12 protein-coding genes are annotated in these 19,132 nt (G+C 47.2%); 10 read left to right on the top strand and 2 right to left on the bottom strand.

The features are described from left to right. Positions 1-23: 23 nt before the first annotated feature. The 6 genes from CJP46_RS25255 (at position 24) to CJP46_RS37420 (ending at position 10,541) form a co-directional block, all read left to right on the top strand. Positions 24-1,658 (top strand): extracellular solute-binding protein, encoded by a 1,635-nt coding sequence (locus CJP46_RS25255; protein WP_256992521.1) that lies wholly within the window; start codon positions 24-26, stop codon positions 1,656-1,658. 107 nt (positions 1,659-1,765) lie between these two features. Then, a complete protein-coding gene (locus CJP46_RS25250) occupies positions 1,766-3,208 on the top strand; it encodes a response regulator transcription factor (protein ID WP_094598407.1) in 1,443 nt (480 codons plus the stop codon). Between the two features lie 20 nt (positions 3,209-3,228). Beyond that, a complete protein-coding gene (locus CJP46_RS25245; RefSeq protein WP_094598406.1) occupies positions 3,229-5,058 on the top strand; it encodes a sensor histidine kinase in 1,830 nt (609 codons plus the stop codon). A gap of 256 nt (positions 5,059-5,314) precedes the next feature. After that, positions 5,315-9,139 carry a family 43 glycosylhydrolase gene (locus CJP46_RS25240; protein WP_094598405.1) on the top strand — a complete coding sequence of 1,275 codons (3,825 nt, stop codon included), beginning with the start codon at positions 5,315-5,317 and terminating at the stop codon, positions 9,137-9,139. A gap of 463 nt (positions 9,140-9,602) precedes the next feature. Beyond that, a complete protein-coding gene (locus CJP46_RS37425) occupies positions 9,603-9,929 on the top strand; it encodes an ArsR/SmtB family transcription factor (RefSeq protein WP_306431087.1) in 327 nt (108 codons plus the stop codon). A 66-nt stretch (positions 9,930-9,995) separates the two neighbouring features. Then, positions 9,996-10,541: a hypothetical protein gene (locus CJP46_RS37420; RefSeq protein ID WP_306431086.1), complete on the top strand. Its 546-nt coding sequence runs from the start codon at positions 9,996-9,998 to the stop codon at positions 10,539-10,541. Positions 10,542-10,820: 279 nt separating this feature from the next. Here CJP46_RS37420 and CJP46_RS25225 read toward each other — a convergent pair whose 3' ends face one another. Continuing rightward, complete coding sequence (locus CJP46_RS25225) at positions 10,821-11,561, bottom strand: YheC/YheD family protein (protein ID WP_256992520.1); 741 nt, start codon at positions 11,559-11,561, stop codon at positions 10,821-10,823. 277 nt (positions 11,562-11,838) lie between these two features. On the opposite strand from CJP46_RS25225, the gene CJP46_RS37640 reads away from it, so the two are divergent. Then, positions 11,839-11,994, top strand: coding sequence for a VOC family protein (locus CJP46_RS37640; RefSeq protein ID WP_373558036.1), 156 nt, complete (start codon positions 11,839-11,841; stop codon positions 11,992-11,994). 650 nt (positions 11,995-12,644) lie between these two features. Here the strand turns inward: CJP46_RS37640 and CJP46_RS25215 are convergent. Further along, positions 12,645-13,277 carry a hypothetical protein gene (locus tag CJP46_RS25215; RefSeq protein ID WP_094598403.1) on the bottom strand — a complete coding sequence of 211 codons (633 nt, stop codon included), beginning with the start codon at positions 13,275-13,277 and terminating at the stop codon, positions 12,645-12,647. Positions 13,278-13,685: 408 nt separating this feature from the next. On the opposite strand from CJP46_RS25215, the gene CJP46_RS25210 reads away from it, so the two are divergent. The 3 genes from CJP46_RS25210 (at position 13,686) to CJP46_RS25205 (ending at position 18,977) form a co-directional block, all read left to right on the top strand. Then, complete coding sequence (locus tag CJP46_RS25210; RefSeq protein WP_256992519.1) at positions 13,686-17,837, top strand: carbohydrate-binding protein; 4,152 nt, start codon at positions 13,686-13,688, stop codon at positions 17,835-17,837. A 114-nt stretch (positions 17,838-17,951) separates the two neighbouring features. Further along, complete coding sequence (locus tag CJP46_RS36685; RefSeq protein WP_179281324.1) at positions 17,952-18,107, top strand: hypothetical protein; 156 nt, start codon at positions 17,952-17,954, stop codon at positions 18,105-18,107. Positions 18,108-18,191: 84 nt separating this feature from the next. Continuing rightward, a complete protein-coding gene (locus CJP46_RS25205) occupies positions 18,192-18,977 on the top strand; it encodes a copper amine oxidase N-terminal domain-containing protein (RefSeq protein ID WP_094598401.1) in 786 nt (261 codons plus the stop codon). Positions 18,978-19,132 lie beyond the last annotated feature (155 nt).

Here is a 19,132-nt window from a genome sequence, read left to right as displayed (position 1 = left end):
GAGGAAAGGGATTTACAGCTTAGATGATTCACAATGAATTCAACGTGAAAGGGTGGTTTAAAGTGAATACGGGCATGAAGAAGAAATTAGCAATTCTATGTAGTACAGCGCTTTTGGCCATTGTTACGGCAGGCTGTGGAAGTGTTGACAAGAAGAGTGGAGAGACGGCATCATCGGCCGAATCAGCAGCATCTTCCGGTTCCCCTGTAACCTTAACAGTGGAAGTGTTTGACAGAGGTATTCAGGGACAACCGGACTTGAACAACAACACATGGACCAAATATGTCAATGAAAAATTCGGCAAGCCTAATAACGCCATTGTAAAGTTTGTTCCTGTACCCCGTTCCCAGGAAGTCGACAAGCTGAATGTGTTGATGGCTGCCAACGAAGCTCCTGATATTTCCTTCACCTATGACGGTAATACCGTAACCCGTTTCGCAAAAAGCGGTGGCCTCTATACACTGGATGAATTGTTGGAGAAGCATGGCCAGCAATTAAAGTCTTACCTGGGCGAGAAAGTTCTTTCCTACGGGAAATATGAGGGCAAACAAATCTCGATCCCAGGCAAGCGGACTCTGATTGCTTGGAACGGCATGTTTATCCGCAAGGATTGGCTGGATAAGCTGGGAATGCCTGTTCCAACGAATCGGGATGAATTATATAATACCCTTGTTGCTTTCCGTGACAAGAACCCGGGTAATGTGGATGGTGTCCTTCCGTGGGCAACAGCGGCTTCCGGCATGAACTACACCTTTGGCAACCTGATTCCTTCGTTCTGGGGTCCGATGTCCGAGGAGGAATTCGTTACCACCACCAATTGGCTGAAGCCCGGCACCAAGGATGCTTATAAATGGCTGAACAAACTGTACAATGAAAAGCTGATCAGCCCCGACTTTGCACTGGATAAAACAACCAAACAAGCGGATGCCGATGTGACCAATGGCAAGGTAGGCTTCTACGCTGCCAACTGGGATTATCCACTTTCACAAAAAATTCGTGAACCACTGAAGCAAAATGCACCTGATGCCAACTTTGTTGCTGTAGATACCTTCAAAAACGATGAGGGGAAATACCTGAAAGAGATGTACAATGAAAACGGGATTTTCTCCTTCATCCCGAAAAGCAGCAAGAATGCGGAGCTGGCCATAAAGTATCTGAACTGGATGGCTGATCCGGAGGTGTTGTTCTTCCTTCAGTTTGGTGAAGAAGGCGTCAACCATAAGCTGGTAAACGGCATCCCGCAAGGGATTGCGCAAACCGGCGAAAATATGCAAACGAGCAATCTGAATATGGATTATACTCTAATTGTAAACGGTGCAGAGTTGGGCGATACCGAAAAGAATGTCCGAACGTACGCAGCAGCCTTAGCAGCCGGAGATCAGAGCTATGAAAAACTGGCTGTCGATTCATACAAAATCAATACGACGGATGGTTATACAGGCTTCTATTATGGCGTCTCGAACGAAGCCAGTATTAAATACGGCAAAACATTGGGTGACATGAACAAGCAAATGAGTGACAGGCTGGTCGTTGCCAAGCCGGCAGAGTTCGACGCCTTGTATGACAAGCTGGTGAAAGAATATATGGATGCCGGCGGTAAGGCAGTTCAAGACGAGAATATAAAGAACTATAGAGAAGTCAAAGCACAGAGCAAGTAATCCATTGCATACGGATAAACCAGTCTGTGGTTTATCCGTATTTCGATTGCTGTTCCCGAATAATTTTGCTATTATTCGGAAGAATCCATATGTTCAGGAGGATACCCATGTACAAGGTCATGATTGTCGATGATGAGCCGTGGGCAATTAAAGGAATCCGCAACGCCTTCGATTGGCATAAGTATGGATTTGAAATTACCGGACAATTTAAAAGCGCTTACAAAGCGTGGGATGCCATAAAAGCGGATGAACCAGATTTGGTATTTACGGACATCCGTATGCCGGAGATTTCCGGACTGGATCTGATGAAGAGAGCCAAAGGAGAGGGGCTGAACATTGAGTTTGTCATCGTAAGCGGATATGCGGAATTTGAATACGCCCAGGAAGCGCTGCGCTACGGCGCGCTGGATTATTTCCTGAAGCCTTTGGATATTGATAAGACTGACCCGTTCATTGCGAAGCTGGCCATGCACTTCTCCCGGAGAAGCACAGCACGCAACCAACTCCTTCTGGATGCGCTGACCTCGGCGGATGAGGACGAGATAAGGCGCTTTCTACCGGTTTCCGATGATGCAGCCGTATGCTATTATCAGGTGCTTGTCATCTATTCCGAGGGAGAAAAGCAGGATTTCAGAAAGCAGCTGTTTTTGGAAGGGAAGCCTGTTAATGCTGTGGGAGTTGAAGCCGGAACCGGAAAAATGCTAGTTGTTCTGATGACAGAGCAAAGGGCTTATCTGGAAGGACATTGGGATGAATGGGTTTTGAATAAGACGGGTATACATGCGGTGGGCATCAGCAGCATCTCCAGCCAGCTTCAGCACATGAGCAAGCTGATTAAAGAAGCGGACCTGTCCGCGTCCCAGTTTTTTCTGGAGGAAGCCGGAGGCATCGTTCACTACGAGCCGAGGCTTCATCTGGTGAAGCCGTATATCGATGAAATCTACCATATCCTTCACGGAAATCAATTAGACGACGTGGATGCGTACATTAAAAGGCTGCAGGCATATTTCAGGGATTTTCATCTGGGCATGACTGAGGTTGTCTACTTGTGGAATCAAGCCGTAGGGATTCTTATCAACGCATATTCTGAGGAATTGAAGGATATGGAACTGGAATTCCTGAATTATTCCGAGATCAAGGAACGATTTGAACACTTTGAGTCTCTATGCAGCTTTTTACATGAGGTCCTCGTCTCCATCAGGATAGGAAACAGCCGCTCTTTGCAGGAAGGGGACATTCAGTCCTGCTTCAACAGGATGATAAATTATATTAACCAGCATTTTGAACAGAAATTGTATCTGAAGGATTTATCCTCCCAATTCTTCATTAATCAGGTGTATTGTTGTCAATTATTCAGAAAAAATCTGGGAAAAACCTTCTCTGAGTATGTGTCGGAGCTCAGAATCAAGAAAGCCCGTGAGCTCCTCAGGCAAACGGATCTATCGATCGAGGAAGTGGCCATTAAGGCCGGGTATGTCGATTATTATTATTTCAATAAAGTGTTCAAGAAGCATTGCGGGATGACGCCCACCAAATTCAGAAAAAGTTAATATGAACGGAGCGGCGGGCCATGAAGATCAGTAAACTGAAATTGAAGCATCAGATATGGCTTATCTTTTTATTCTCTATCGTTATATTTACTGTCATGGAGTTTTATTACTATTATAGTTTCTCGAATTTAACCCAGAAGAGAGCCGCCCATTACAGTAACCAGATGATTGAACAAACACGCCGCAAAATTGATTCTGCGTTTAGTGATATCAGGGTCAGCACCAGCATTGCGGTCAATAGCAAACGGATTCAGGAATTTTCTGTAGTGGATGATGATTACATAAGGGCGTTTAATAGCGGTCCAAATGCATTGGATCTCATGGAATATATGAGATCCTTTAATTCGTATGTGGACGGAATTGTAATTAATGACATTCAGGGTAGACGTCTCTACAGCTTGGCGTCAGCAAGCGGAGATATTTTTTTTCTCGATCGTTATGATGCCTTTATCCAGAAGTATAAGGATGATCCTTCGCTTCGGGACAAAGGGATGTTCACATCGATTCTAAAAGATGACAGAACAGAAACAGAACAGTTCTTTTATATAGCGCCGATTGTGGAGGCCATCGGGGGAATCCATTTCTCCCAGATTACAGGTTACTGTACCGTTTTGGTCAATATGGAAAAGATGCAAGGGCTTGTGGAAAATACGGAGCTAACGCCCAACTCCACCTTGTACATTCTGAATAGCCGGGATGAGGTGATTGCTTCCACCAATTTCAAAGCCCGAGGCGCGTTATTCAGGGACGTTCTGTCTATGGATAAGGGCATCCTGCTTAACGGGGTCAAAACAACCATCGACAGGGAAGATATTCTTGTCCAGGTCAAGGGTTTGGAGCAGGCAGACGGGTGGCGGGTTGTGAGTATGATTCCGGTGCAAGAACTTACTTCGGATATGAACCCCATGCGGAAAGTCAGCATTATCGTGGGAATTGGGATTATTCTAAGCATGCTTATCATGGGCAGTTTCTTTATGAACAATCTGATGCGCCCGGTGATGGGACTTGTTCTGGATATGAAGAGAGTGGGGAGTCGGGACATTGGCTTCCGCATTAAAGTCCGGTCTACCAATGAGGTAGGCATGCTGGCCTGTGACATTAACCGGGTGATCAATGAAAGGGAGGAGATGGCAAGGGATATGTTCAATACCCAGGCCAGATTATATGAATCCGAGCTGAGTCAGAAGCAGGCGGAGTTTTCAGCCCTGCAAAGCCAGATCAACCCTCATTTTCTCTATAATACGCTGAATTGCATCAGCAGCATCGGATTGGAATATGGAAGCAGGGAGATCGCGCAAATTGCTTCTTGCATGTCCAAAATATTCCGGTACAGTATAAAAAAAGATGACCTTGTGCGGATAAGGGAAGAACTGGACTGTATTCAGGCTTATATGAACATTATCGCCATCCGGTACGAGAATAAATATATCATCGACATCGATGTGGAAGAGGGACTCTTGGAGATGAAAACCCCCAAGATGATTCTTCAGCCCATTGTGGAGAATGCGGTCTATCATGGGCTGGAGCGGATGGATCAAGGGGGAGGGCTTCAGATTACCGGAAGCATGGATGCGAATGGGGATGTGTGCTTCCAGATCACGGATACCGGGAAGGGAATGGAGCCGGAGCAATTGGCTTCCCTACAGGCTAAACTGGGCATGGTGTACCCGGAGTCTGCACCAGATGGCCAACCTGCTACAAGCATCGGACTATCCAATATCCATAACAGGCTCCGGCTGCTGTTCGGAGACAATTACGGGATCGCCATTGAAAGCCGTTTCGGCCAGGGAACAACCGTGACCGTAAAGATTCCGATGCTGTTAAACCACCGCAAACCTTCGGGAGAATAGGGTTATGCCCGCTGTGCCGGACACACCACTACACCGTAATGGTCACCCGGATATCCTTGGATCGAAGTATAATAACAATGAGTATGTAAAGGTTATCCTTCAGGACACATCCCTTAATCGGGGATGGTGTCCTTTTTATATTCGGCTTTTCTAAAACGATTACAAAAAACAATTTAAGATAGTACATTTTTTAAATTTTCTCGGAAAGTAGAATGAGGACATGGCTGGAAAAATCAATGCGACTGGGGGATGGGTAATGTTGAAAGCGGTTTTATGGGCTAGAAAAAGATTCAGGTATCTGCTGTTTTGTCTCGCAGTGCTGCTGATGCTGTCGCAATGGAATGGAGCGGCTATGGCGGCAGAGTCGACGCCGGATCGAGCGGATAAGGCATCCGATTTGGCATCCCGGCAGGGGGGAAAGGATGTATCTGATTTCTACAATGTTATCATGCAAACCGGGGCCGACCCTTGGGTTTATAAGCATACGGACGGCTATTACTACAATGTATTTGTCAATGGCAGCGGCATCATGATCCGCAGAGCGAAGACCATTACCGGCATTGATGCGGGCGAGAGAAGCCTAGCCTGGACACCGGTTAAGGGCACCATGTACAGTTCCGATGTTTGGGCCCCTGAAATGCACTATCTCAGAGATAGCGATGGCCAATTCAAATGGTATATTTACTTCGCAGCCGATGACGGAACCAACGCAAACCACCGCATGTACGTACTGGAGAACGCCAGTGATAATCCGATGACAGGAACCTGGGAGTTCAAAGGAAAGATCACCGATTCCACCGACCGCTGGGCAATTGACGGCACTGTGCTGACTGTAAATGAGAATCACTATTTCATTTGGTCCGGGTGGGAGGAAACGGACGGAAGCTTCCAAAATTTATATATCGCAAAGATGAGCGATCCACGGACCATCGGTTCGGAACGGGTACTCATTTCGACGCCTGAACATGACTGGGAAACGTCTCCGGGCAGGATCAATGAAGGCCCCGAGGTCACGATAAAGGGCGACACCATCAATCTGATCTATTCCGCCAACGGAAGCTGGACAGACAGTTACTCCCTCGGGCTGATCACGGCCAAGATTGGCGACGATGTAATGAACCCCGGCTCCTGGGTAAAACGGGATAAGCCAATCTTTTCAAGCGCCAATGGTGTTTACGGCCCTGGCCACCATAGTATCGTCTCATCTCCTGACGGCGTGGAGGACTGGATCATTTACCATGCTGCCCGCTGGTCGGGATCAGGCTGGACCCGCAAAGTCTACACGCAGAAATTCACCTGGAACGACGACAATACGCCGAACCTGGGAGAGCCCGTAGATCCGAACATACCGATTGCCACGCCTTCCGGCGAGCCGATGCGGATGCGCTATGAAGCGGAAAATGCGTTGCTGGTGAAGGATCCGTATGGCGAAACTTATCCGGCTGTCCGGCGGGAAAGCACCGCTTCAGGCGGGATGAAGATCACGGGCATCAAGAACGCCAATGATTACGCCCAGTTTACAGTAAATGTGCCGGATGCGGGATTTTATATGCTGTCCGTGCGCAATGCCAACGACTCCCCCAATGCAGCGGAAGCCTCCCATATCTTATCGGTCAACGGCAGCTCCGGTACCAAATTGAGCATCGTCTATTCCGGTCCGAATCGTTGGGGAGCCTCCACGGCGAAAGTCTACCTGAAGGAAGGCGACAACATCATCCTCTTCTCGAAGGGTAACAATCTGGCCGAGATCGACAGTATGGATCTATTCAAGCTGGATACATCGGAAATTTTATTTGAATCTCCGGGATTCACCCTGGGGTTGAACGAAACCCGTAGTTTGTCCCTGTATACGGTAACGGGCGCTACCTATACCGCTATTGACACAGGTGCTTCCTTCAGTTCTTCCGACACGAAGGTAGCCGTTATTGACGAAGGGGGTCAGGTCAAGGCTGTAGGGGCGGGCAGTACGACAATCACCGCGGCATATAACGGGAAAACGACTACGGCCGCGGTAACCGTTGTCGCAGAGCCTAAATCTGTGCAGTCCCTTGACATGAGCGGATTGGACAGCATCCTGACCAGCGGACAGAAAAGCAGCCCATTGCAGTTAACTGCACGCTATAACAACTATGAAATGAGGAATGTGACAGCTGATGCTCAGTATACCAGCAGCGATCCCGCGGTGGCCCGGATTGATTCTGTCTCGGTCATCCCATCGGTATACGCAGTTAAACCGGGCACAGCTCTTATTACAGCCGAATACAACGGCAACAAAACGGCAATCCATTTGACGGTAATCGAGGCTTCTGATACGGTTCAGGTGGTTTCAGCCGTGAAGACTCCTTCCGGAGTGACTCCTGATCGGCCCAGCGTTGTAGATGTTGTCTACAATAGCGAGTCGATGACGGCGGAAGTTGTCAGCTGGAAGCCGGAGGGAATGGATTTCAGCTCTCTTGGCACGGTTCAAGTGCCAGTCACCCTGAAGGTGGATGGCCATGATATTCCTTCCACTGTAGCCGTAGAAGTTATTGCAGGATGGGGCCTTGATGACATTGTGAATCAACTCCGCAATAGACTGGCGAATTTCTCTTATCCTTTGGGCGATGGGCTAGGCAACTATAGCCAATCCAAGTATGACGCCTTCGTGGCCGAGGTGGACAAAGCGGAGGAGATGGCCTCCAACGCGGATCTGAGCAAAGAGCAGATTGACGGGGAACTGGATAAACTTGCTCAGGCGGAAGCGGCTCTGTTAGGTTCGCTTAACAGCGTGCAGGATGGCGTTGTCTATAACGCTTATCGGGATTTCTCCGGCGATACGGTGGGCAAGTACCCTTATGGCATTACCACCGAAGATCTGACCAATGGCGCCGCCGCAACTGTACAGGAAGAAGACGGGAATAAATTTCTTCGACTGACCACAACCGCTACTTCGGGCAAGGCAAACCTGCTCCTGCCATATACAGGCGAGGTAAAGGCTGAGCCGGATCAGCGCATCGTCATCGAATATCGCGCCAGATTAAACAGCAGCTTCCCGTACGCCAATGGCGCCATGATGAGAAATGATAGCGGTACCGACAATTATTCCATGGTCACGGCTTTTGATTCCGGTAAGTTTATCGTACAGAACGGTGGATCCAAAAAAGCAGTCCAAAACGTCTCCTACAATACATGGTACAACATCAAAATGGTAGCAAACTGGGATGCCAAGACTTACACCGTCTATATTGACGATGTTCCGGTGGCCACGGATTACAATTTCCGCCACACAGGCGGCGACAAGCTGATCGGTCAGCGGTTCGGTATCGACGGCTACGCCAATGCCTCCATAGACTTCGATGATTTCAAAGCGATGGTTGCAGGAGGACCGAAGGCTGCGCCCGAAGGTCTTGGGCAAGTCAATGAAACAGCGGTTGGGGCCAATGATGGACGTATCAACGGGGTGAATGATTCCATGGAATGGTCTTCCGACAATGGGGGCACCTGGTTCAATGTAGAAGGTGATGCTCTTGTTAAGCTGCGGCCCGGGACATATTGGGTTCGATACCGCGAAACAGACACTCATAAAGCAAGTCCTTATGTGGAGTTCACTATTATGGCCTTTAATCAACCGATTCCAGTCAACGGTGTGAGCCTGAACCTAACCAGTGCACAATTGTATACCAACCATGGGCGCTCTACTGTCCAGCTCACCGCACATGTGGAACCCGCTGAAGCAGCTAATAAGACTGTAACGTGGAGGTCGTCAAACCCGGCTGCAGCTACTGTGGATGAGAACGGTCTGGTGAGTGTTCACGCCTCCGGCACGGCTGTGATTACGGCGACCACTGCAGACGGCAGCTACACAGCGTCTTGCGTTGTGACTGTCGGTGTATATGCGAGCAGCGGCGGCAGCAGCTCTGACAACGAGCTTGCCGGTTCGACCGCCCCGACCACGCCTGTCATGACCACTAAGAATGCGGACGGAAGCACAACCACCAGCGTCACCGACCAGACAACCGGAACGGTTACGAAGACCACCGTCTGGCCGAATGGCGACCGTAAAGTCTTGATGAAGGAACGCAATGGTACCCTGACAAACTGACCGGCCAGAGGTTTGGACTGGAAAACATGTCCAACGTATAGTAAATGAATGAGTGAAGACGAAAAAGCGTACAAAGGTCATAAAAAGGCCAATTTCATCGCTTTAGAAAATGCGAGACTTGTCTTGGGGTATCTGATATCCACATTTAAAGGCAGCCGGCTTTTTGGTCGGCTGCCTTTTTATCAACTAACGGGCAGGATAGTTCATTTAAAGCTATTTTTTATTTTAATCAATCAATTGATTTCGACTAGAATTATACTACATTACTTTTTGGAGTTGATCGAAGAAACTACGCACACGAAAGTGATTGTCCCAGGTTATGCGAACGAAAGTTACTTGAAATATAACGTCCGATAAAACCGTTTGAAAGAAAAACAATAGAATCCTCATCTGTTGTCCCAAACAAACAACCTAGGCTCTTTTGTAGCTATCAACAGAGCCGGAACAAGAAGGAGGGATTAGTATGTTATATGATTTGAATGTGTATGAGCCGGATCAGTTGGTTCAGGTTGCCCACGCATTGTCCACTCGGGCGAGGGTGGATATGCTGAAGTTGCTCTATACCCGTAGCATGAATATTATCGAAATTTCGGAAGCGCTCAAATTACCGGTTTCGACTGTGGCGAACAACGTCAACATTTTGGAGGCGGCCAAGTTGCTCACGACGGAGCTGAAGCCTGCAGCTCGAGGGGCGATGAAGGTATGCACCCTCATTTATGATGACATTCATATGAGCATCAACCCGGCCATACCATCCAGCAAGGAAAATGACGTCGTGTATGAGGTCTAAATCCCGATTGGATTGTACAGTGATTGCGAAGTATACCCTACCTGCGGTATGGCAAGCGACACAGAAATGATCATCCGTGATTCCGAGCCGGCGAGCTTCTACCATCCGAAGCATATACATGCGCAGATTATTTGGTTCAGCAAAGGTTATTTGGAATACATTATGCCGCTGGAGCTCCCGCTAAACGTTACAATTAAATCGCTTGAGCTGTCCATGGAACTCTGTTCGGAGGCACCCAACTTCGATAACGAGTGGCTGTCGGATATATCGGTCCGGGTGAACGGAATTGAAATCGGAATGTGGACGAGCCCGGGAGATTTCGGAGATCACCGCGGCAGACTTAACCCTTCCTGGTGGCTCGATAGGATGACGCAATACGGCCTCTTGAAAACATGGCGGGTCGAAGGGGGCCGAACAACAATGGACATGAAAAAAGTATCGGGTGTAGGTATCGGTGATCTTCAGTTGGAAGGTCGTCCGTATTTGCGCCTGCAGATCGGAGTGGATTCGAATGCTGATCATAAAGGAGGCATGAGTATATTTGGCCGGCAGTTCGGGGACTACGAGCAGGACATCAAGATGCGGATTCATTATGTTCCCCATAACAGGTGAAGTATAAATAACCATTGAAGATCGTTTCACTCAGTCGTGGAACAAAGGACTGGAAGCGATACAAAAAAGATTCGACAATGTCAGGCGACTCAGCTGCTAACAAATCCATGTGGTTCATACCATCCGAAATATACATTTACCTTCACGGATAAGAACCTGTTCCGGTTCCCGATAAGGTGATGCAGAAAACGTGATGAATAAAAAACAAGACATTATTTATTCATCAAAGTTATACGGACGCATATCTGTAGATGAGAGAATTGCATCCTAACCTACTGCTCACCCTTTATTTTTTGAGTAGCTTAGTATCCTGTGGTACATCGTTTTGTTCTTCAAAGTGTTAAAGATGCTCATATCAGGCTTGGTATTAATCTCCAAAACCCAGGGTTTCATTTTGTTATCAATGGCTATATCTACTCCGAAAGCTCGTTTACTTCTATATTTTTCACCAAGAACAGTGCTAGCATCTTTCCCTAATCTCTCAATGATTTGAATATACTTTTTCCTTGATTCGCCACTCAGATATGATTTAAGTAAGGTATCTATAGGTAAGGGAGTTCCTCCAGAATGAAAATTCGTTACTATTTTATTACGTTTCGCTTGTCTTCCAATAATCCCAGTAACATCTAATGTTCCTTTTCTATTCTTTTGTACCATGACTCTAATATCGAACGGACGATGATTGTGTTTTAACAGTTCAATTCCTTCTTGAACAATATATTTATCCCTAATTAGAATACTTTGAATTGGAGTATATAAGTCATTTAATGAGCTGAAAATACGCGAATTCGAACCGGTACGTAAAATAAAGCTATTCTTGCCCTTCGTGATTTTATATATCCCATGACCACCCGTTCCCTCATCGGGTTTTAAGTAAACTGATCCATACAATGTCAGCATTATTTTAATGTTAGACAAAGTTGCTTTTCGAGTGTCTGGCAAAAATATGCGTATCATTTTATATTTCTTCATGAATTCGTACTTTCCCAATTTCCCCATTTTATATTTTACCTTCTTCACTAGATCTACCTCCAATTGTTTCGCAAAGGTATAAAACCATTCATATTTCTAGCTCGCGTAAGTTTTTCAACGATCTGCATTCCTCATACCGGTCGTTTGGATCCACCTCCTTTCTTCACATACATTACGCTTCAGATTCTGTTCAGGACTGTGCAGATACCTATCTGTTTGCACGACTTAGGCAAAAGCCGCCGCTTTTTCTAGTGAGCAATATAAAATAAGGCCACGTGCGAGTAAGTACTAGCCATGGAAAGTCTCCAAAGAAGTACCCCCACCGATGTTCGAATTGATTACCGAGGACGTTAAGGGATTTTTCAAAGTATTACAAGAAGAAGGCATAAAAGTAATCGGAGACGTAAAAGAGAATGTCTGTGGGGACCGTTTTCAAGTATGCGATCCAGACGGAAATAGAATCACGATTATTCAATTTTAACTTACTCTGATTTCTGCAGCTTTTATTTATAAGCTAATGCACAACAGCAGCCGGCAAGTAATCGGCTGCTGTTTTAGTTAAACTAAAGGGCAGAATTGCTCAATACAATCATAGAATACCTAATATGGAATTTGCCGTTTGGAGGGCGGAAAATGGAATTCATATTTATTCGGCATGGTCAGGGAGAACATCTCAACGATTATCCAAATCGGTTGAATACTCCGCATCTTAGTTTTACAGAGTACGGCAAATTTCAAGTAACGAGCTACGAAAATGAAATAAAAATAGCAATGGATGTTTCTTTATTCAAGTTCTGAGGGGCAAGCCTTGGTCACGTTGGAACCTGAAAATTGGAGGGCGTTATTGAGATGGCTAACCTGATCAACGCTGCTAACGTATCATCTTCACTACCGCGTGATCGTCTGACTGCGACGATAGAGTGGAATTCAGGAGATACGCTTTCGGGATTACTATAATCAGGTGAAATTACGGAAGCCGGAAGTTATGAGCGGTAAACTACGGGATACCTTAGTTCAACAAATAAAGGAGCAGTCTTGCCCGCGGGCAACTGCTCCATTTTTTTATTACGCTAAGGGTATAGATCATAAATAATCGGCTGACTTCATTCAACAAACGAAAGTTATTAACTGTTAGAGGCATCTTGTAATAACACACACGGCTCTAGCGGCCTCACAAGCAGGCGCACACACGCTATCAAAAAAGCAGTCATCATTACATTTTCGCGCAATTTTATTGCATTCCTCAAGACATGTTGGGTTAGAGGTTCCGAACTTTTTGATTGCTGCAGCCATTTCCAAATTAAACTTCGCAAAAAGCCGTTTTAAAGCGCAATCTAGCTTCTTATTGATCGTGAAATTGAGTTTCGTACCATTTTGTAACTGTATGGATTTTGAACCGCAGCTGCATCGTTTACATTTACATCCTGGAGTAAAAGCTTTGATCCGCTCTCCATTGATGAGTCCACTAATAACCGTTTTATTATTTCTTCTGGTTTGTTTTAGCATTAGATTCCTAATACCCGGCAAAAATCCCTTGCCAAAAGCTGCCTTTTGCCTAACAACATTCCCGTTGATTATTTTTGTTCTTATCGTTGCCAGGTTTTTATTACCCATCTTCAGAATTGTAACAGCCTCGATCTCATTCGCCGCAACCTTTGAAACAAGAACGACCCTTAAATGGAGTTTTCCGAAATTCTTACTCTGAATACTAGTGTTCCCACAGAATTTGGTGACACCTTTTATGGTTTTAATGAAGGTGGCCATTGTACTACCTCCTTTTATCATTTACTAGTACTATATGAACTTGAAAGGGGGAGGGGTTGGACACATGCATACCATCCAAACAAAAATGTTAACTAGATGCTAGACCAATAATTAATAAAGGCAATAAGTCTCACAATGGGGTAAAGCGTGTCATCGATTTGCGCAACCGCGCAATCTTCATCGTTCTCTCATTTAATACAATAATATTGTATTAAATGCCGATAAAGTGAATATTTAATTAAACGATTCAAGAATATTGGAGAAAAACGTTGACTTTGCATAGAAAATGCCGATATACTCGCGATATATTACAAATATATTGTATGAATTGAGGTGATGAGATATCGGTGGCAGGTGAAAATCTATACGATCATTCATCTATGAAAGCGTTTTAATATAATCGATGAGGTGATAAGTTTGAACTTAAAAAGAAGTATTGCGGTCGTGCTGTGTGTGCTGCTCTTGATTGCCCCTCAGGCGGCATTCGCCTATAAGAATCCGACAACACTGCCGGATGAATGGGGACAATATGGACTTGGCGACCCTTACGTGTTGAAGTTTAACGGTACATATTATTTATATGTGAGCACGAGAGATACCGATATCGGAGTCAAAGTGTGGAGCTCGCCAGACCTTGTCCACTGGAGCTATGGAGGATTGGCCGCAACCGACCCGGTTACGAAGGGAGCCTACGCTCCTGAAGTCGTTTATTGGAACGGATATTTCTACATGTATACCTCTCCTGCCGGCAATGGTCATTACGTGCTGCGCAGTGAGAGCCCGACCGGTCCGTTCACGGTGCAGACGGGAAATTTGGGCCATTCGATCGATGGCAACGTCTTCATTGACGATGATGGCAAGTGGTATTTCTATCATGCGAACGGAGAGGGCATTCTCGCGGCTGAAATGCCTACGCCGACGACGATCGGCACCAGCGTCAAAACAGGTGCAAGCATGAACGGTTGGACGGAAGGATCTACCTTGTTCAAGCGAGACGGCAAATACTATATGACGTATACCGGCAACCATGTATTCAGCAAAGGCTATCGGGTCGACTACGCTGTCAGCACAAACCCGCTCACGGGATTCGTGCGAGATACCGATAACCCGATTCTGATCAGTACGGAAGGTCCGACAGTCGGTCTTGGCCATAATACGGTCGTCGTTGGCCCGAACTTGGATTCGCGCTATATTATTTACCACAATCTCGAAGGAAAGGGCATTGTCGGACCTCTTCGCCATATGGGGATGGACCGGATCGTGTTCAACGGGGATAAAATGTCAGTGCTCGGACCGACGGCAACCGACCAGCCGGATCCGGAGATGCCGGATTTCGAGGACCGGTTCAATGGTACGGAACTCAGCACGGCATGGACGAATGCGGACGGTGTCGGCTTGAGCATCGATTCCGGACTTCTGCGTCAGCAAGCTGCCGGTACAAGCAGATTGTTGACCACTGCTGCGGCCGGAAGCAGCTATACGGCAGAATTTAACCTGCAGCTGGCTGAGTCCAGCAATACCGAAGGCCAGCGGCTCGGGGCCGTATTCTCCTACAAGGGGGATAACGATTTCGGCACAGCGCTGTTAGATCCGGCGAGCAATTCTCTGAAGACACAGTTCCGGGTGAACGGCGCCGATCAGGGATGGGAGGAGAGCACGCTTCCGGAAGGGTACGATTATACAAAACTGCATAATATCCGGGTTGAGAAAGCAGGGGACACGTTCAAAATCTACGTCGACGGCATGCTGAAGCAGACGCGCAACGTGAAGCTTGGCGGCGGCAGTATCGGTTACGTCACAGAGAACGCGAAGGCTAATTTCGGTTATGTCGCTTTCAGCAACGACGTAAACGGAAGCAGCGATTTTGATGCCGCGAAACCGGTGCCGGGTCAAGTCGAGGCAGTTCATTATCTGTCAGGCGGCGAAGGGGTCGGGTATCACGAACAGACGCCGGGTACAATCGGCGATTACCGCGGAGATGGCGTGGATACGGGCAAAGCAGATGACAGTACCTCACATATTACCGCTTTCGAAAAAGGCGAATGGCTGCAATACCGGCTGAACATCGCGGAAACAGGCAAATACGATATCGATCTCTCTTATGCAGATGCAGCACTGGGCAGCAAAGTGCAGCTCACCCTGGATGGTGGACAGCCGCTGGGCGAGTTTGAACTGACAGGTGACACTGACGCTGCTGATGCAGAATGGCTAACCGCACAGCTGAATGGAGTAGAATTGCCGGCAGGTAAGCATATCTTGAAGCTGACTGCCGTAACGGGCACAGCCTCGCTAGACAAGCTGTCGTTCCACCGACACGTGGACGTTCCGGTTCTCTATGATAACTTCGATGATGGCCAAGATGACGGCTGGAATCGGTATGAAGGCTTCTGGAGCGTGAAGAGCGACATTGCCGAGGAGGAGCAAGCTTACGACGCGTATCATCCGATACCGGGTACGATTGGCACAGTCCACTATATCTCCGGTGGCGAAGGTGTCGGTTATCATGATAATACACTCCAAAACATCGGCGGCGAGTACCGGGGAGATTCGGTCGACATCCGCTCCAATCCGGTCAGCGGCGGTTACAACGTCGGCTGGAACCAGACGGGCGAATGGCTGAAGTTTAACATTGACGTAGCGGAAGCGGGAACCTATAACGCAGAGTTTAAAGTGGCTACTACGATGGATGGTGGTCAGATCCGGCTATGGCTGGATGATACGACGGATCTAACAGGTATCGTAGACATTCCGAAGACCGGTGACTGGAACATCTGGAATGTGGTGCGCAAATCCGGTGTTACCCTGCCGGCAGGCAAGCATACGTTGAAAGCCGAGACGGTCCGCGGAGAATTTGATTTTGCAAGTATAGCGATGACGAGGACGGATCAGCCGATACCGGTACCCGGCGTCATCGAAGCCGAGCATTACAAGCCCGGCGGTGAAGGTGTAGGCTACCATGATTTGACGCCTGCGAACATTGGGGGCAAATACCGCACCGATAGCGTCGACATTCGATCCGCTGCATCCGGTGATCAAATCGTGGGCTGGAATCAAACAGGCGAATGGCTGAAGTACAACATAAACGTTGCGCAAGAGGGACTGTACGATCTCGACTTGTGGGCGGCTACGACGTCCACGGATGCACAAGTCCGGCTATGGTTGGATGACACAACTGATTTGACAGGCGTACTGGGCGTTCCTTCTTCCGGCGACTGGAATAAGTGGAAGTCGGTGACGAAATCTGGTATTAGGCTGCCGGCCGGTGATCATGAACTGAAGGTGGAAATTGTCAAAGGCGAGTTTGACATGACGAGACTGTCGCTCAGCCAGTTCGATAAGCCGCATGTGCTGCCCGGATTCATCCAGGCAGTTGATTATAAGGCAGGCGGCGAAGGTACGGGATACCATGATCTGACTCCCGCTAATATCGGTACGGAATACCGGAATGATGCGGTCGACATCCGCCGGAATGCGGGCGGCAGCTACAATGTGGGGTGGAACGCTACCGGCGAATGGTTGGCCTACAACGTAGATATTGCCAAGGCCGGCGTGTACAACGTCGATTTCGTGACCGCTACCTCGATGGACGGTGCGAAGGTCCGGCTATGGCTCGACGACGCAACCGATCTAACCGGTGAAGTCGATATTCCGAATTCCGTCACCTGGGAGAACTGGGCGACAACAACGAAGCAAGGCATCTATCTCCCGGCGGGCGCACATACCTTGAAGATCGAAACCGTGAAAGGCGAATTCGACTTCCAAGGAATACGCATTCATCAGAATCCGGTCGAACCGAAGGTTGCTCATACCGGCGAATATCAAGCAGCGGTCGGCAGCTTCGGGAAAACCTTGATCGGAGATGCCAATTGGTCGGATTACAGCGTGGAGTCTGATATCAAGCTGATTAGCGATACCGGTGACGGAGGCATTCTGTTTCGGGCGAGCAACCCGGCTCACGGCAAGGAGCTGAATCAGAACAATGCGGATTTCGTGCAGGGATATGTCGCGTATCTGAACAAACAGGGCGTTCATCTCGGCAAGCTGAATTACAGCTGGACCTATTTGACAGGGGCGCCGCTTGAAGTGAAAACAGGCGAATGGAAGCATGTAAAAGTCGTTGCGCAAGGTGCGCGCATCCAAGTGTATGTCGATGATATGAGTAAGCCGCTTATCGACTATACGGACCGCAGCGGCAATCCATTCACACACGGTAAGGTCGGCATGCGGACGTTTATGAATGAAACGAGCTACGACAATTTCACGGTTCTCCCTGCCCCCATTAACGCTCCTGCTATCGGTAAGCTGCTGGAATGGTTTGGCTCAGCCGGACAGTTAGACGAGAAGACCTCGAAGCTGCTGGATAAGGAGCTTGAGCATGCAGCCGATGCGGTCAGCAAGAATAAGTCGGACTGGAAGCAGGGGATCAAACATCTGGAGAATTTGCTGAAGCAGCTGAATAAAGAGAAGAAGCAGGAAGAGGTTTCTGATCAAGCAAAAACCACGCTCAATCGGAGCGTTAACGCACTTATTGAGGTGTGGAGCGCAAATCTGGGCAAGTAACAAGCCAAGTGGCGATTAACTAATAAAAACGTCCCTGTACCGAAGGAGTATCGGTGCCGGGACGTTTTTGCATTATTGTATCGGAAAATGAATTGAAATCAGGAGGAGGTTCTCATGATGTCAGGAGCTCGCGAATCAAACCTGTTTACACCAATTACACCAATTACACCAATTACACCAATTACACCAATTACACCAAAAGAACAATTGATACAGTTGGTATATTATAATAAATCTGCAACATTATCCATTAGGATTGCGTTTACCTAACTGAAAAGAGGTATCGCAAATAAGTTTTGACTACAGAATTGAGCTAGGGTCCAAAGTATAATAGAACCGTGGGAGTAATCATCTATGAAAAAAACAAAAATCGCATTAACACTTTCTTTAGTGTGTACCTTACTAAGCGGTAATCCCGCGATAAGCTTCGCCAATAATTTTTCGAATACGGTTGACAATGGAAAAATTGAAAATGGACGATTGCTTATTCCACTACGTGCTGTTTCAGAGAGATTCAATTCAGAAGTGACTTGGAACCAGGCAAAAAAAAGCATTACGGTTATTCGTGGCAAACAAGAGCTATTGCTGCTTGTTAATTCTCGTACTGCTTTATTAAATAACGCTGCTCTCAGCCTTGATGTGCCAGCAAGAATGGATAAGGGAACAACCTATGTTCCTGCACGTGCTTTTGCTGAAGCCTTTGGCGGTACAGCGCTATGGTCCGAACTAGAACGAAAAGCAACCATTACGATCGGTTTGCAACAGGTCTTTATCCATACAGAGCCGCTCAAGTCTTGGAGAATGAGTCAGGAGAGAATAAATGTACTTAATGCAAAGATAAATGAAGCCACCGATCTCTCAAGCTTTTCGCAAATTCGAACATACTTCAGCCCTTATTTCACTGACTCATATATAAACAAGATCATTTACAGTAATGGCATTAAAAATAACGCTATACTAACAAAAATGGCCGATATTACCTACAGCAGCACGACAGCGGCGAGAATGCACCAATCTGCTTACTTTGAAAGTGGTCCTATCAATCTCGAGCTCGTTGATCGTTATGTATTCTATAAATTTGTTGATAACAAATGGAAGGTAGACGATGTGAATGTGGGCAGACAAATCATTGAACCATAATACGGATTAGCAGTTCATGAAGAGTCTGTATCGAGATACCATTTTTAATGGGTCAAGAGAGGATGGTTTCCAAGTCATTGGATTTTGGATGTACTGAAAAACAGTAATTCCGGATGCCACGAATCTATCAGTCGTACCTCTGTAATTCATATGTT

It is taken from the genome of Paenibacillus sp. XY044 (assembly GCF_002257645.1).
Classification (GTDB): Bacteria; Bacillota; Bacilli; order Paenibacillales; family Paenibacillaceae; genus Paenibacillus_AQ.
This window is presented reverse-complemented; position numbering and strand designations above follow the sequence as displayed.